The sequence below is a fragment of the Streptomyces sp. A0642 genome (assembly GCF_004795105.1).
In the GTDB taxonomy this organism is placed as follows: Bacteria; Actinomycetota; Actinomycetes; order Streptomycetales; family Streptomycetaceae; genus Streptomyces.
This window is the reverse complement of record NZ_SSBL01000017.1, coordinates 83260-97634: the sequence shown is the minus strand read 5'-3', so window position 1 is coordinate 97634 and position 14375 is coordinate 83260. Positions and strand designations below refer to the sequence as shown.

Annotated in this window: 13 protein-coding genes; 10 read left to right on the top strand and 3 right to left on the bottom strand. The window is 72.7% G+C overall.

All coding sequences use genetic code 11. From position 1 onward, the window contains the following. Positions 1–38 precede the first annotated feature (38 nt). The 7 genes from E6R60_RS25165 to E6R60_RS25135 all read left to right on the top strand — a co-directional run bounded on the left by E6R60_RS25165 (position 39) and on the right by E6R60_RS25135 (position 7534). The gene (locus E6R60_RS25165) at positions 39–2012 is read left to right on the top strand and encodes a biotin carboxylase N-terminal domain-containing protein (RefSeq protein ID WP_136328915.1); all 1974 of its coding nucleotides are present in this window, start codon (positions 39–41) and stop codon (positions 2010–2012) included. Next, complete coding sequence (locus E6R60_RS25160) at positions 2009–3169, top strand: acyl-CoA dehydrogenase family protein (RefSeq protein WP_136328914.1); 1161 nt, start codon at positions 2009–2011, stop codon at positions 3167–3169. The genes E6R60_RS25165 and E6R60_RS25160 overlap by 4 nt, the downstream gene beginning before the upstream one ends. A 209-nt stretch (positions 3170–3378) precedes the next feature. Further along, positions 3379–4953, top strand: a complete 1575-nt coding sequence (locus E6R60_RS25155; RefSeq protein ID WP_136328986.1) for a 4-coumarate--CoA ligase family protein — start codon at positions 3379–3381, stop codon at positions 4951–4953. Next, positions 4950–5684: an enoyl-CoA hydratase family protein gene (locus E6R60_RS25150; RefSeq protein WP_136328913.1), complete on the top strand. Its 735-nt coding sequence runs from the start codon at positions 4950–4952 to the stop codon at positions 5682–5684. Before E6R60_RS25155 ends, E6R60_RS25150 begins: the two co-directional genes overlap by 4 nt. After that, a complete protein-coding gene (locus E6R60_RS25145; protein ID WP_136328912.1) occupies positions 5672–6250 on the top strand; it encodes a TetR/AcrR family transcriptional regulator in 579 nt (192 codons plus the stop codon). The genes E6R60_RS25150 and E6R60_RS25145 overlap by 13 nt, the downstream gene beginning before the upstream one ends. Before the next feature lie 73 nt (positions 6251–6323). Then, entirely contained in the window at positions 6324–6866 is a 543-nt protein-coding gene (locus E6R60_RS25140; protein WP_136328911.1) for a GNAT family N-acetyltransferase, read from the top strand. 83 nt (positions 6867–6949) lie between these two features. Then, positions 6950–7534 carry a hypothetical protein gene (locus tag E6R60_RS25135; RefSeq protein ID WP_136328910.1) on the top strand — a complete coding sequence of 195 codons (585 nt, stop codon included), beginning with the start codon at positions 6950–6952 and terminating at the stop codon, positions 7532–7534. Between the two features lie 292 nt (positions 7535–7826). Here the strand turns inward: E6R60_RS25135 and E6R60_RS25130 are convergent, their stop codons facing one another. Both E6R60_RS25130 and E6R60_RS25125 read right to left on the bottom strand, forming a co-directional pair. Next, a complete protein-coding gene (locus E6R60_RS25130) occupies positions 7827–8483 on the bottom strand; it encodes a hypothetical protein (RefSeq protein WP_136328909.1) in 657 nt (218 codons plus the stop codon). A gap of 162 nt (positions 8484–8645) precedes the next feature. Next, a complete protein-coding gene (locus E6R60_RS25125) occupies positions 8646–9755 on the bottom strand; it encodes a citrate synthase 2 (protein ID WP_136328908.1) in 1110 nt (369 codons plus the stop codon). A gap of 216 nt (positions 9756–9971) precedes the next feature. Here E6R60_RS25125 and pdxH point away from each other — a divergent pair, with 216 nt between their 5' ends. After that, positions 9972–10604, top strand: a complete 633-nt coding sequence (gene pdxH, locus E6R60_RS25120; protein WP_136328985.1) for a pyridoxamine 5'-phosphate oxidase — start codon at positions 9972–9974, stop codon at positions 10602–10604. A 366-nt stretch (positions 10605–10970) separates the two neighbouring features. Next, positions 10971–12344, top strand: a complete 1374-nt coding sequence (locus E6R60_RS25115; protein ID WP_136328907.1) for a PAS domain-containing protein — start codon at positions 10971–10973, stop codon at positions 12342–12344. A gap of 83 nt (positions 12345–12427) precedes the next feature. Here E6R60_RS25115 and E6R60_RS25110 read toward each other — a convergent pair whose 3' ends face one another. After that, positions 12428–13183, bottom strand: coding sequence for an SIS domain-containing protein (locus E6R60_RS25110; RefSeq protein ID WP_136328906.1), 756 nt, complete (start codon positions 13181–13183; stop codon positions 12428–12430). A gap of 208 nt (positions 13184–13391) precedes the next feature. Between E6R60_RS25110 and E6R60_RS25105 the strand changes: the two genes are divergently transcribed. Then, positions 13392–14084 carry a metal-dependent transcriptional regulator gene (locus E6R60_RS25105; protein WP_136328905.1) on the top strand — a complete coding sequence of 231 codons (693 nt, stop codon included), beginning with the start codon at positions 13392–13394 and terminating at the stop codon, positions 14082–14084. Positions 14085–14375 lie beyond the last annotated feature (291 nt).

The window sequence follows — 14375 nt, the reverse complement described above, 5'->3', positions numbered from 1 at the left end:
ATCGACGGTTGCGGTGTCCTAGTGGAAAGAGTCCTCCCTTGACAGCCACGATTCACACACTCCTGGTCGCCAACCGGGGCGAGATCGCCTGCCGGATCTTCCGGACCTGCCGCGCGCTCGGCATCGCCACCGTGGCCGTGTACTCCGACGCGGACGCCGGCGCGCTGCACGTGCGGGAGGCCGACACCGCCGTCCGGCTGCCGGGGGCCTCACCCTCCGCCACGTATCTGCGCGGCGACCTCGTCGTCGCCGCCGCCCTCGCGGCGGGCGCCGACGCCGTCCACCCCGGGTACGGCTTCCTCTCGGAGAACGCCGGATTCGCCGCCGCCGTCCAGGACGCGGGGCTGGTCTGGGTCGGTCCGCCGGTCAAGGCCATCGAGCTGATGGCGTCGAAGACCCGCGCCAAGGAGCTGATGGCGGCGGCCGGAGTGCCGCTGCTCGCGCCCGTCGAACCGGGCGCCGCCCGCGCCGAGGACCTGCCGCTGCTGCTCAAGGCCGCGTCGGGCGGGGGCGGCCGCGGGATGCGGATCGTACGGGAACTGGGTGACCTGCCGGGCGAGTTGACGGCGGCGGCGGCCGAGGCGCTGTCCGCCTTCGGGGACGGCGAGGTCTTCGCGGAGCCGTACGTGGAGCGCGGCCGGCACGTCGAGGTCCAGATCATGGCCGACGAGCACGACGGCGTGTGGGCGCTCGGCACCCGCGACTGCTCGCTCCAGCGCCGCCACCAGAAGGTCATCGAGGAGGCCCCCGCGCCCGGCCTCGACGACACGGTCCGGGACACGCTGCACGAGGCCGCGACGGCCGCCGCACGGGCCGTCGGCTACCGGGGCGCCGGAACCGTCGAATTCCTGGTCGCCGCCGACGGGCGGCCGTACTTCCTGGAGATGAACACCCGCCTCCAGGTCGAACACCCCGTCACCGAGGCCGTGTTCGGGATCGACCTCGTCGCACTCCAGATACGGGTCGCGGAGGGGGAACCCCTGCCCTCCCTCACGCCCCCGCAGCCCGCCGGACACGCCGTCGAGGCCCGGCTCTACGCCGAGGACCCCGCCCGGGACTGGCAGCCGCAGACCGGAGCGCTGCTCTCGTTCGATGTGCCGGACGAGCCCGGGCTGCGCCTGGACACCGGGTACACCGGCGGCGACACCGTCGGCGTGCACTACGACCCGATGCTCGCCAAGGTCATCGCCCACGCCCCCACCCGCACCGAAGCCGTGCGCCTCCTCGCCCGGGCCCTGGAACGCGCTCGCGTCCACGGCCCCGTCACCAACCGCGAGCTCCTCGTACGCTCCCTGCGCCACCCGGACTTCGTCGCCGCCCGCCTCGACACCGGCTTCTACGACCGGCACCTGGCCGCGTTGACCGCCGGGGCCGACGAGGCGGACCAGCGGCTCGCCGCCACCGCCGCCGCTCTCGCCGAGGCCGCCCGCCGCACCTCCGCCGGGGGCGTCGCCCGCTTCGGCGCCTGGCGCAACCTCCCCTCCCAGCCCCGGCTCAGGCGCTACCGCAGCGAACCGGACGGGCGGGAGCACGACGTCACCTACCGCACCACCCGCGACGGCCTCGTGCCGGACGAGGGCATCGGACTCGTCGCCGCCCGTCCCGACCGCGTCACCCTCGAAACCGGCGGCGTCACCCGGCACTTCGCCGTGACGACCGGAGGCAGCGACCGGGTGTACGTGGACACCGCCACCGGCTCGTACGCCTTCACCGCCCTGCCCCGCTTCACCGACCCCGCCGAGCGCACCCAGCCCGGTTCCCTGCTCGCCCCGATGCCCGGCACCGTCGTCCGTCTCGCCGAGGGGCTCGTGGCCGGGGCCGCCGTCGAGGCCGGGCAGCCACTGATCTGGCTGGAGGCGATGAAGATGGAGCACCGCATCCTCGCCCCCGCCTCCGGCACCCTCACCGCCCTGCACGCCGCACCCGGCCTCCAGGTGGAGGTCGGCGCCCTGCTCGCCGTCGTCACCGAAACCGCGGCCCCCGCCGTACACCCTGCTGAGGAGAACGCATGAGCACCGTCCTCGAAACCGAAGAGCACCAGGCGCTGCGCGCCGCCGTCGCCGCCCTCGGAAAGCGCTACGGGCGCGACTACATCACCTCCCTCGTCCGCGACGGCGCCCACCCCCACGAGCTGTGGGCCGAAGCCGCCAAGCTCGGCTACCTCGGCGTGAACCTCCCCGAGGAGTACGGCGGCGGAGGCAGCGGCATGGCGGAACTCTCCATCGTGCTGGAGGAGTTGGGCGCGGCGGGCTCCCCGCTGCTGATGATGGTCGTCTCACCCGCCATCTGCGGCACCGTGATAGCCCGCTTCGGCACCGACGACCAGAAGCGGCAATGGCTCCCCGGTCTCGCCGACGGCAGCCTCACCATGGCCTTCGGCATCACCGAACCCGACGCCGGCTCCAACTCCCACCGGATCACCACCACCGCCCGCCGCGACGGCGACGGCTGGGTCCTCACCGGGCGCAAGGTGTTCGTCTCCGGCGTCGACATCGCCGACGCCACCCTCATCGTCGGGCGGACCGAGGACGCCAGGACCGGCAGGCTGAAGCCCTGCCTGTTCATCGTCCCGCGCGAGGCGCCCGGCTTCCAGCGCTCACACATCGAGATGGAACTCCAGGCCGCGGAGAAGCAGTTCGAGCTCGTCCTCGACGACGTACGCCTGCCCGCCGACGCACTCGTGGGGGACGAGGACGCGGGGCTCCTCCAGCTCTTCGCCGGACTCAACCCGGAACGCATCATGACCGCCGCCTTCGGCATCGGCATGGGGCGCTACGCCCTGGGACGCGCCGTCGAGTACGCGAAGACCCGCCAGGTGTGGAAGGAGCCCATCGGTGCCCACCAGGCCATCGCGCACCCCCTCGCCCAGGCCCACATCGAGCTCGAACTGGCCCGCCTGATGATGCAGAAGGCCGCCCGGCTCTACGACGACGGCGACGACATCGGCGCGGGCGAAGCCGCCAACATGGCGAAGTACGCCGCCGGCGAGGCCTGCGTCAAGGCGGTCGACCAGGCCGTCCACACCCTCGGCGGCAACGGCCTCACCCGCGAGTACGGCCTCGGGTCGCTGATCACGGCCTCCCGGGTGGCCCGGATCGCGCCGGTCAGCCGCGAGATGATCCTGAACTACGTCTCGCACCAGTCGCTGGGGCTCCCCAAGTCGTACTGAGCACGACCTAGGGGTCCGTCCGGTCCGTCCGGTCCGTCCGGTCCGTCCGGTCCGTCCGTCCGGCCGGACGGACCCCTCCCGACCCGCCGTCAGCGGCGATGCCGGCCCTCTCCACCACCGAACGGCCGCCCGGCGCTCCCGCCGTCACCGCCCAGCGCGGGCACGGCAGGGCGACCCGGCAGGCCGTACCCGCGTCGAAGGGAACCGCCATGGTCTTCCACAGCGAGTACGCAGACGTTCCGGCCCTTGGAACACCCATCCACGAAACGGTCCTCGGCGGGGCCGCGGCCTTCGGTGACACCGCCGCCCTGATCGACGGGACGAACGGGCTCACCGTCTCGTACGCCCAGCTCGACACCTTCCACCGCCGCATCGCCGCCCACCTCGCCGGGGCCGGACTGCGCAAGGGCGACGTCCTCGCCCTGCACAGCCCCAACACGATCGCCTACCCCGCCGTCTTCTACGGGGCCACCCGCGCCGGAGCGTCCGTCACGACCGTGCACCCGCTGGCCACGGCCGAGGAGTTCGCCAAACAGCTCAAGGACTGCGAGGCGCGGTGGATCGTCACCGTCTCCCTGTTCCTCGACGTCGCGCGCCGGGCCGCCGCACTCGCCGGCGGCATCCAGGAGATCTTCGTCTGCGACCAGGCCGACGGCCACACCTCCGTCCTCGACATGCTCGGCTCCACCGCCCCCGAACCCGAGATCGAGTTCGGCCCCGAGGACATCGCCGCCCTCCCGTACTCCTCCGGAACCACCGGAGCCCCCAAGGGCGTCATGCTCACCCACCGCTCCATCGGCACCAACCTGGAGCAGCTGCGCCCCTTCATCCCCATGGAGCCCGGCCACAGCATCCTCGCCGTCCTCCCCTTCTTCCACATCTACGGGCTCACCGCCCTCATGAACGTGCCACTGCGCTGCGGCGCCACCGTCGTCGTGCTGCCCCGCTTCGACCTGGAGCAGTTCCTGGGCGTGATCCAGGAACACCGCATCACCGGGCTGTACGTGGCCCCGCCGATCGTCCTGGCCCTCGCCAAGCACCCGGCCGTCGGCGCCTACGACCTGTCCTCGCTGGAGTACATCGTCAGCGCCGCCGCGCCCCTGGACGCCGGCCTCGCCGCCGCCTGCTCCGCCCGCCTGGGTGTGCCGCCCGTCCGGCAGGCGTACGGCATGACGGAACTCTCGCCCGGCACCCACGTCGTGCCGCTCGACGCCGAGGACCCGCCGCCCGGAGCCGTGGGGAAGCTGCTGCCCAGCACCGAGATGCGGATCGTGTCCCTGGAGGACCCCGGAACGGACCTCGGCATCGGCGCCGACGGCGAGATCCTCATCCGCGGCCCCCAGGTGATGAAGGGCTACCTAGGCCGCCCGGAAGAGACCGACGCCATGATCGACGGCGACGGCTGGGTGCACACCGGCGACGTGGGACGGGTCGACGCGGACGGCTGGCTGTTCGTCGTCGACCGGGTCAAGGAACTGATCAAGTACAAGGGTTACCAGGTCGCCCCCGCCGAACTCGAAGCGCTCCTGCTCACCCACGCGTCGATCGCCGACGCGGCCGTCATCGGTGTGTACGACACGGACGGCAACGAGATCCCGAAGGCCTTCGTCGTACGTCAGCCGGCCGCGCCCGGCCTCACCGCCGACGACGTCATGGCGTACGTGGCCGAGCGCGTCGCCCCGTACAAGAAGATCCGCCGCGTCGAGTTCGTCGACGCCGTACCGCGCGCGGTCTCCGGCAAGATACTGCGCCGCGAACTGCGTGACAGGGAGAAGCCCCGATGACCCTCGCCCCACCCGCCCACGAGCGGGGCATCACCACCCTCACGCTCGACTCCCCGGCCAACCGCAACGCGCTGAGCGCCGAGCTGGTGGCGGCCCTGACCGGGGCGCTGGACGCCTGCGCGGCCGACGAGGACACCCGGGCGGTGCTCCTCACCCACACCGGCAACACGTTCTGCGCGGGCGCCGACCTCAAGGCGCCGGCCGACCCGCACGCCTTCGTCGCCCTCATGCGACGGATCATCACGCTCCCCAAACCGGTCGTCGCCCGGGTCACCGGCCACGTCCGGGCCGGCGGCCTCGGCCTGCTCGGGTGCTGCGACATCTCGGTGGCCGGCCCCGGCTCCTCCTTCGCCCTCACCGAATCACGGCTGGGCCTCGCCCCCGCCGTGATCTCCCTGCCCCTGCTGCCCCGCCTCGATCCCCGCGCGGCGGCCCGCTACTACCTCACCGGCGAACGCTTCGACGCGGCCGAAGCCGCCAGGGCCGGCCTCGTGAGCATCGCCGCCGACGACGTGGACACGGCGCTCGTCCCGGTGCTCGACGGACTGCGCAGAGCCTCGCCCCAGGGGCTGGCCGCATCGAAGGAGCTGGTCACGGCTACTGTGCGGGAGACTTTCGACCAGTACGCCGAAGACCTCATCGCCCGCTCCGCGGCACTCTTCGCCTCCGACGAGGCACGGGAGGGGATGACGGCCTTCCTGGAACGACGGGACCCCGCATGGCTGCTGTGACACCGCCCAAGCAGGACCGCAGCCGTGCCACCCGGCAGAGACTCCTCGAAGCCGCGGTCGCCTGCCTCGCCGAACACGGCTGGGCGGGCTCCACCGTCTCCGCCGTCGCCGAACGCGCCGGCGTCTCCCGCGGCGCCGCCCAGCACCATTTCCCCACCCGTGAGGACCTGTTCACGGCAGCCGTCGAATACGTCGCCGAGGAACGCTCCGCCGCCCTGCGCGCCGTCCCCGTCCAGGACCGTGCCGCCGTCGTCGCCGCCCTCGTCGACCTCTACACGGGCCCGCTGTTCCGCGCCGCACTCCAGCTCTGGGTCGCCGCCTCCAACGAGGACCAGCTCCGCCCCCGCGTCACCGAACTCGAAGCCCGGGTCGGCCGCGAAACCCACCGCATCGCCGTCGGCCTCCTGAACGCCGACGAATCCCGCCCCGGCGTACGCGAAACGGTCCAGGGCCTCCTCGACATGGCCCGCGGCCTCGGCCTCGCCAACGTCCTCACCGACGACACGGCCCGCCGCCGCAGGGTCGTGGCGCAATGGGCGGCGATGGTGGAGGAGGCGCTGGGGTGAACCTCCCGCCCCGGGGCGTCCGCGACCACGGCTATCCTTCGTCGTCCTGAACAGGCCAAGGAGGTCCTTCACCATGAGCAGCACCGCGGCACCTTTTCCGGCTCGCATGGAGCTCACGGGCGACGGCCTCGTGCTGCGCGACTGGACCGAGCAGGACCTGGCCGCGATGCCGGAGCTGTTCGACCACCCGGACATCGCGTACTGGACGCCGATCGTCTCCCCCTTCGACGAGAAGGCCGCCCGGGTGCGGCTGGACCGGGCCCGGCAGCTGCGGGCGGAGGGCACGACGATTCTGCTCGCCATCACCACCGACGGCGGCGCACCGCTCGGTGAGGTGATGCTGCGCCGCGCCCCGGAGGGCACGGAGATCGGCTACGCGGTCGGCCCCGCCCACCGGGGTCAGGGGCTGGCCGCGCGGGCGGTGCGCAGGATGGCCGCCTACGCCTTCGAGGAGCTGGGCGTGGAACGGGTGATCCTGGAAGTGGAGGCCGAGAACGCGTCCAGCGTCGCGGTGGCGGCGAAGACGGGCTTCCGCCTCCTCGACGTGCCCCTGATCCAGGGCCAGGAGAAGGGGCGTCCGTTCGTCCTTCAGACGTGGGGGCTGGACCGCCCCTGACACGGGCGACGCCGCGGGACGGCCGCCCGTGGGACGGAGTGGGGGCGTGCCGCTGAAGCCGAGGAAGAGGAACAGGGGGAATCATGGGGGACTACTTCCAGACGATCGTCGACCTCGACGCCACCGAGCGGGAGGCCCAGGAGTGCGGGGCCCGGGTCCTGGACTGGCTGATCGCGGAAGGGATCGTGGCCGCCGAGCGCACCGACTGCGTCCTGGGCGGCGACGGATACGGCCATCCGCCCGGCCCGCACTTCACCAAGGCCGTCGGTGACCTGGACCCGGTCGACCTGTGGTCCAACGGGCTTCACATCCAGACCGGCCGTACGGTCTTCGACAGCGGCCAGGGAGACGTGGGTGCGGCCACCTGCCCGCTCTGCCGGACCGGGATCCGGCTGGTCGACGAGGTGTGGGAGCCCATCGAGTCCGCCTGGGAGCCCTTCGAGGGGAGGTTCCACGACTGGGCCGAGGGCGGTGAGGGGATCGTGCACTGCCCGTCCTGCGCCCAGCCGTCGGGGATCGACCGGTGGAGCTGGGAGGACGACGCCTACGCGTGCGGGCACCTCGGGTTCACGTTCTGGGGCTGGGCCGAGCTCACGTCCGCCTTCACCCGTGAGGTGGGCCGCAGGCTGGGCGGGCACCGCACCGTGCTCCTCGCCGGAAAGCTGTAGAGGTCCGGGCCGGCGGCCGGGCGTTCCGTCGGGGACGGAACGCCCGGCGCGCGGACACGGGGACGGGCGGTCAGCGGCTCCAGACGACGGGGCTGTCGCTGTACGCGTCGCCCTCCCCGAACGAGGCGACCGCGAGGGGATCGGTCTTGGCGCTGAGCGAGCAGGTCTCGTACGACGCGCCCTTGGTGGTGAAGTCGCGGCGTGCCGAGTCACCCGGGGAGCAGTTGATGCGGCACCCCGCCCAGGTGGTCCCGGTCCTCCGGATTCGTCGGCCCCGCGCGGGGCCGACGGATCAGCAGGCTGCGGCGTCGGTCGGGGACAGCAGCTCGTAGCGGGCGATGCTCACGTTCTCCTTGAACGAGATCCCCACGTTCCCGATGGCGCCGCTCCCCTCGTACTGCGACCAGCTGATGGTCTTGATGTCGCCGGGCCCCACCTGCCTGCCGAGCGACATGACCATCAGACGCCCGGTGCATGAGGACGTGGAACTGCCGCCGCCGGAGGGCGGGTTCGCCGTGACCAATGCCGATCCGTCGATGGTGAGCTTCTGCTGGTCGACCGTTTCCACCGTGTAGCCCTGCTTCTGCTTCGCCCCGTCGAGGACGGTGGTGAACGAGACGTCGAAATATCCGACGTGGACGGTCACGGGCTTGCAGAGCTTCGGCGGCCCGCCGAACTCGATGGGCAGGTAGGCGGTCACGCTGCGCCCGCCCAGATTGCTGTCCAGCCAGCTCTTGTCACCCTGGACACAGGAAGGCGTGGGGGACGGAGGCGTCGTGGGGCCGGCCGCGCCGGAAGGCGGCCGGCTCGCGGACGTGACCGAGGAGGCGCCCGGGGCGGCGGCGTCGCCGCTGTCACCGCCGCCGCAGCCGGAGAGGCCGATTGCTCCCGCCAGGACGGCGAGCAGGGCGATGGCCCGTAACGGTGATGGTCCTGCCTGGTCTGTCATCGGGCCATGCTTACCGGGCGGCACGGACGAGTCAACGGGGCCCGCACCGGCCGCGCCGCGGCAGTGACCGGATGCCGTCGACGGGGTCGGGCCGGCTGCGCGTCCCGGCGATACCGCACAGGAAACGAGCCGCCGGCCCCTATGACTCCAGGCGTTCGGGCCTCAGTTCCCCAGGTCCGCCAGCTGCTCGTACCCCTCGATCTCCCGCGGGCTCCGCGTCCCCGGTCCGACGTACTTCGCCGACGGCCGGACCAGGCGCCCCGTCCGCTTCTGCTCCAGGATGTGCGCCGACCAGCCCGCCGTACGGGCGCAGGTGAACATCGACGTGAACATGTGCGCCGGAACCTCCGCGAAGTCCAGCATGATCGCCGCCCAGAACTCCACGTTCGTCGCCAGCACCCGGTCGGGGCGGCGCGCGTGCAGCTCCTCCAGCGCGGCCTTCTCCAGCGCCTGTGCCACCTCGAAGCGGGGAGCGCCCAGCTCCTCCGCCGTCCGGCGCAGGACGCGCGCCCGCGGGTCCTCGGCCCGGTAGACCCGGTGGCCGAAGCCCATCAGCCGCTCGCCCCGGTCCAGGGCCTGCTTCACGTACGCGGTGGCGTCCCCGGTGCGCTCGATCTCCTCGATCATGCCGAGGACGCGGGACGGGGCGCCGCCGTGCAGCGGGCCCGACATGGCGCCCACCGCGCCGGACAGCGCGGCCGCCACATCGGCGCCGGTGGAGGCGATGACCCGGGCGGTGAACGTCGAGGCGTTCATCCCGTGCTCGGCGGCCGACGTCCAGTACGCGTCGACGGCCTTCACATGGCGGGGGTCCGGCTCGCCGCGCCAGCGGATCATGAACCGCTCCACGACGGATCCGGCCTTGTCGATCTCGCTCTGCGGGACCATCGGCAGGCCCTGTCCGCGCGCGGACTGCGCGACGTACGAGAGCGCCATGACGGCGGCCCGCGCCAGATCGTCGCGCGCGGTGGCCTCGTCGATGTCCAGCAGCGGCTTCAGGCCCCACACGGGCGCGAGCATCGCCAGGGCCGACTGGACGTCGACCCGGATGTCACCGGAGTGCACCGGGATGGGGAACGGCTCTGCGGGCGGCAGGCCGGGGTTGAAGGCGCCGTCGACCAGCAGGCCCCACACATGGCCGAACGAGACATGACCGACGAGGTCTTCGATGTCGACGCCTCGGTAGCGGAGCGAACCGCCTTCCTTGTCGGGTTCGGCGATCTCCGTTTCGAACGCGACGACTCCCTCGAGTCCGGGTACGAAGTCGGACATCAGGCGGCTCCCTCGGATCGGCGGCTGCGAGCGGGCCCAGGGCCCACCCAAGATACTGGCGGGTTCCGACGCGACCGGGAAGCGTGACATCCGGCACAGCCTCCCCGTTCCACCGCTGAACGGTGGGCGGACCTCCTTCGTGCCCGGCCGCTGCGGCAGGATGGCACCGTGCCCACCGCAGACTCCTCCTCCGATTCCACCACCGATCCCGCCGCGATGCGCGAGCAGTACCGCTCCGAGGCCTTCACCGAGGACAGCCTCGCCGCCGACCCGATGCGGCAGTTCGCCCGCTGGTTCCGGCAGGTCGCCGCCGGCGGCATGCTCCACGAGCCGAACGCCATGGTGGTGTCCACGGCGACCCCCGAGGGCCGCCCGTCCTCCCGCACGGTCCTGCTGAAGACGTACGACGAGCGCGGTTTCGTGTTCTTCACCAACTACGGCTCCCGCAAGGGCCGCGAACTGACGGCGAACCCGTACGCCTCGCTGCTCTTCCCCTGGCACCCGCTGGCCCGCCAGGTCATCGTGACCGGCACCGCGTTCCGCGTCCCCCGCGAGGAGACGGTCGCCTACTTCCGCACCCGCCCCCACGGCTCCCAGCTCGGCGCCTGGGCCAGCGACCAGTCCACGGTGATCGGCTCCCGCGAGGAGCTGACCCACCGCTACGAGGACCTCGCCGCCCGTTACCCGGAGGGCGAGAAGGTCCCGGCGCCCCCGCACTGGGGCGGCTTCCGCGTCGTCCCCGACGCGATCGAGTTCTGGCAGGGCCACGAGAACCGGCTCCATGACCGGCTGCGGTACGTGAGGGAGGCCGGGGACGCCGGGTGGCGCGTCGAGCGGCTCTGCCCGTAGGCCCCCGGCATGCAGAAACCCGCAGGCTCTGGTCCCTCCTTGCGGAGGAGCCGGCCGGACTTACCGGCGAGCCTGCGGGTCGGTGACTGCTTGGGTTTCGGCAGACGAGCCTGCCGAGGTGCACTGGGTGCGACGACGGGCTGTCAGCCCGCAGCCACCTCACGAATCCGATAAGACTGCACTTTTCGGATCACCTCCTTTCAGCGTGTAGGACAACCATAGGAACCGCCCCGGGGCCCGCACAACCGAATAACCGGGGTCATGGATTTCCGGCAGGATTCGCGGAAGTCGCTGTGTGCCGGGTCACGTTCGAGTTCAATGGTCTGACGTGCGGCAATGGCGGACACGTCCTGCAGGGGGTCCGGGATGAGTGCTTCCACGACGAGCGGAACGACCGACGCTCTCGGTCCCGACGGCCCGGGCCCGGTGCCCGGGGCCGAGCTGCTGGCGGCCCTCCTCGACGGGATGGACGCCGCGCTGTGCGCCTTCGACGCGGACGGGACCGTCACCCACTGGAACCGTGAGGCCGAGCGGATCCTCGGCTGGTCCGCCGAGGAGGCCGTGGGACGGCCCGGTTTCGCCGGGTGGGCCGTGCGGCGGGCGGACGCCGGAGAGGTGCAGGGGCGGCTGATGGCCGTCATGGACGGGCCCGGACGCCAGGTGCACGAGTTCGCGCTGCTGCGCAAGGACGGCGGCCGGGTCCTCGTGCGGACCCAGTCGGCCGGGGTGCGGAGCGCGGACGGGAAGCCCGCCGGGGTCTACTGCGCGTTCAGCGAGGTCCACGCGCAGATCGATCTGGAGCGCTCCATCGCGCTGAGCGAGGCCCTGTTCGAGGACGCGTCGTGGGGGGTCGTCCTCGTGGACGTGGACCTGCGGCCGACCGTCGTCAACGCCCACGCGGCCCGTGCGCTGGGCGGTGGACGGACGACCCTGCTCGGGCGGCCGCTCGGCGAGCTGATCGTGCAGGGCGTCGAGGACCTGGAGGGCGCGCTCCAGCACGTACTGGCCGAGGGCGCGCCGCCCGCGCGCGCCGAGCTGTGGGTGACGTTGCGCACGGGCGACGGCGACCGGCGCCGCTGCTGGCGCAGCGGCTTCCTGCGGCTGGCCTCGCCCCTCGCGGAGGAGCCGGTGCCGCTGGGCGTGGGCTGGCTGTTCCAGGACGTGACGGCGGAGAAGCTGGCGGCCCAGGACGCGGACCGGGTGCGGTTCCGCTCCAGCCAGCTGCACCGGGCCTCGCGGTCGGCCGCCGAGTGCGAGGACCCGATGGAGGCGGCCACGTCGTCGCTGGACTACGCGCTCGCGGGCTTCGCCGACCACGCCCTGATCGACTTGGTGGCCGGTGAGCGCCTGGTGCGCGCCGCGGGGACGCCCTCCGACGCCCCGGGCCCGTGCCTGCCGGGGGCCGGGGGCGGCATCCCGCTGCGGTACGCCCCGGGGCACCCGGCCCTGCAGGCGGTGGACCGCACGGGCTCGGTGCGGGCTTCGGCGGGTGCCGGGCCGGGGCAGGCCGGGGAGTGGGCCAGGGAGCGGCAGTGGCCGGCCGACGCGGTGCACGCCCTGTGCGTGGTGCTGCGCAGCCGGGGGCGGACGCTGGGCGTGGTGACGTTCCTGCGCGCGGCCCACCGTGCCGCCTTCGAGCGCCCGGACGCGGTGTACGCGGAGGGCGTGGCGGACCGGGTGGCGGCGTCGGTGGACCTGTATCAGGCGCTGGGAGGCGCTCCCGGCCCGTCCGGCGCCTGAGGACGCACCCCCCGCCGGGGGCGGGCGCTCACCGGGCGGTCCCGGGCGGTCCCGGCGGCCCCGCGTCCCCACCGGCCGGACGCTCAGTGCCGGTAGAAGATGCGGTCCGCGTACTCCGTCATCACACGGCCGTTCCACTCGTGGCCCCCGTCGACGTTGCCGGACCTCAGCAGGGGCGGCTCGACGCCGCGCTCCAGCAGGCCCTCCGCCGCGGCGGCCATCATCGCCTGCATGATCGCGCTGGTGACGACCGTCGACGCGGGGGCGAACGGCGCCTCGATGCCTTCGACGTCCAGTTCCGCGTCGCCGATGGAGATCTTGCTGTCGAGCACGATGTCGCAGTGGTCCCGCAGGAATCCGCCCGAGCTGTGCCGGGACCGGGTGCCCTCCGCGTACGCGACGGAGGTGACGCCGATGACCTTCAGGCCCAGCGCGCGGGCGTTCAGCGCCATCTCCACCGGGAGGGCGTTGCGCCCGGAGAGGGAGATGATCACGAGGACGTCGCCCGACGTCGCGGGGCTGGAGTCGAGCACCGCGCCGGCCAGGCCGTCGACCCGTTCCAGGGCCGAGCCCAGCGTCGCCGGCATGACGTCGACGCCGAGGGTGCCGGGGACGGCCAGGACGTTCATGAGCGCGAGCCCGCCCGCGCGGTAGACGACGTCCTGGGCGGCCAGCGAGGAGTGGCCCGCGCCGAAGGCGAAGAGCCGGCCACCGGCCACGACGGCGTCGGCGATCACGTCGCCGGCGGCCGCGATGGAGCCGGACTCCTCGTCCCGCACGCGCTCCAGCAGGCCGATCGCTGCGTCGAAGAACTGACCGGCCAGCTTGCTTTCGCTCATCGGGGAGGGCCTTTCCGGCGGGATGGGGAGGTACACGGAACGTCCTTGCCGCCGCTCACGTTGCGGTCTGGACCAGTGGCGTGTCAATACCGCACGGGCCCGTTCCGGGCCTCGCCGGCAGAGCTCCTTCGGACGCCGGGGCACGGTTGTCGGTGCTATGCGTCAGAATTGGACGAGGGCCAGCGCACGACTGCATCGAGGGGCACGAATGTCCGGACTGATCGACACAACGGAGATGTATCTCCGCACCATCCTCGAACTCGAAGAGGAAGGCGTGGTCCCCATGCGCGCCCGGATCGCTGAACGGCTGGACCAGAGCGGTCCGACCGTCAGCCAGACGGTGGCGCGCATGGAGCGCGACGGCCTGGTGCAGGTGGCGGGGGACCGTCACCTGGAGCTGACGGAGGAAGGGCGCCGGCTGGCGACCCGCGTGATGCGCAAGCACCGGCTCGCCGAGTGCCTGCTGGTCGACGTCATCGGCCTGGAGTGGGAGCAGGTCCACGCCGAGGCCTGCCGGTGGGAGCACGTGATGAGCGAGGCCGTGGAGCGGCGGGTGCTGGAGCTGCTGCGCCACCCGACGGAGTCTCCGTACGGGAATCCCATCCCCGGCCTGGAGGAACTGGGCGAGAAGGCGGAGGCCGACCCGTTCCTCGACGAGGGCATGGTCAGCCTGTCGGAGCTCGACCCGGGCGCCGACGGCAAGACCGTGGTGGTCCGCCGGATCGGGGAGCCGATCCAGACGGACGCCCAGCTGATGTACACACTGCGGCGGGCGGGCGTGCAGCCCGGTTCCGTGGTCAGCGTGACCCAGTCGCCCGGCGGGGTGCTGGTGGGCAGCAGCGGGGAGGCGGCCGAGCTGGACTCGGAGGTCGCCTCGCACGTCTTCGTGGCGAAGCGCTGAGCAGGCGAGAGGGGCGGGGCCGGCCTGGACCGGACCCCGGAGAAGGGGTGGACACGGCGTAGCTCCGGACGTGGGGCGAGCGCCGAAGTGCGGGTGGCGGACGATCAGCGGGTGCTGACGTCCGTTTTCCGTTTTTCCGTCCGGAATCGCAGCGCCCGGCCGGATCGCGTGCCAGTCTGTGGCGGAGGGATGCCTGAGAGTGCCGGCCTCTGGCCGCGCCGTCGGGGAGGGGAGCAGGGAATGCGCCCGTCGTACGGGGCTGTCCGGCCTGCGCACCGGGGAGCCGCGGTC

What these genes read in the sequence shown, in the direction of transcription:
- E6R60_RS25160 (WP_136328914.1), top strand. Translation starts at nt 2,009, where the DNA reads ATGAGCACCGTCCTCGAAACCGAAGAGCACCAGGCGCTGCGCGCCGCC.
- E6R60_RS25155 (WP_136328986.1), top strand. Translation starts at nt 3,379, where the DNA reads ATGGTCTTCCACAGCGAGTACGCAGACGTTCCGGCCCTTGGAACACCC.
- E6R60_RS25150 (WP_136328913.1), top strand. Translation starts at nt 4,950, where the DNA reads ATGACCCTCGCCCCACCCGCCCACGAGCGGGGCATCACCACCCTCACG.
- E6R60_RS25145 (WP_136328912.1), top strand. Translation starts at nt 5,672, where the DNA reads ATGGCTGCTGTGACACCGCCCAAGCAGGACCGCAGCCGTGCCACCCGG.
- E6R60_RS25140 (WP_136328911.1), top strand. Translation starts at nt 6,324, where the DNA reads ATGAGCAGCACCGCGGCACCTTTTCCGGCTCGCATGGAGCTCACGGGC.
- E6R60_RS25135 (WP_136328910.1), top strand. Translation starts at nt 6,950, where the DNA reads ATGGGGGACTACTTCCAGACGATCGTCGACCTCGACGCCACCGAGCGG.
- E6R60_RS25130 (WP_136328909.1), bottom strand. Translation starts at nt 8,483, where the DNA reads ATGACAGACCAGGCAGGACCATCACCGTTACGGGCCATCGCCCTGCTC.
- E6R60_RS25125 (WP_136328908.1), bottom strand. Translation starts at nt 9,755, where the DNA reads ATGTCCGACTTCGTACCCGGACTCGAGGGAGTCGTCGCGTTCGAAACG.
- pdxH (WP_136328985.1), top strand. Translation starts at nt 9,972, where the DNA reads ATGCGCGAGCAGTACCGCTCCGAGGCCTTCACCGAGGACAGCCTCGCC.
- E6R60_RS25115 (WP_136328907.1), top strand. Translation starts at nt 10,971, where the DNA reads ATGAGTGCTTCCACGACGAGCGGAACGACCGACGCTCTCGGTCCCGAC.
- E6R60_RS25110 (WP_136328906.1), bottom strand. Translation starts at nt 13,183, where the DNA reads ATGAGCGAAAGCAAGCTGGCCGGTCAGTTCTTCGACGCAGCGATCGGC.
- E6R60_RS25105 (WP_136328905.1), top strand. Translation starts at nt 13,392, where the DNA reads ATGTCCGGACTGATCGACACAACGGAGATGTATCTCCGCACCATCCTC.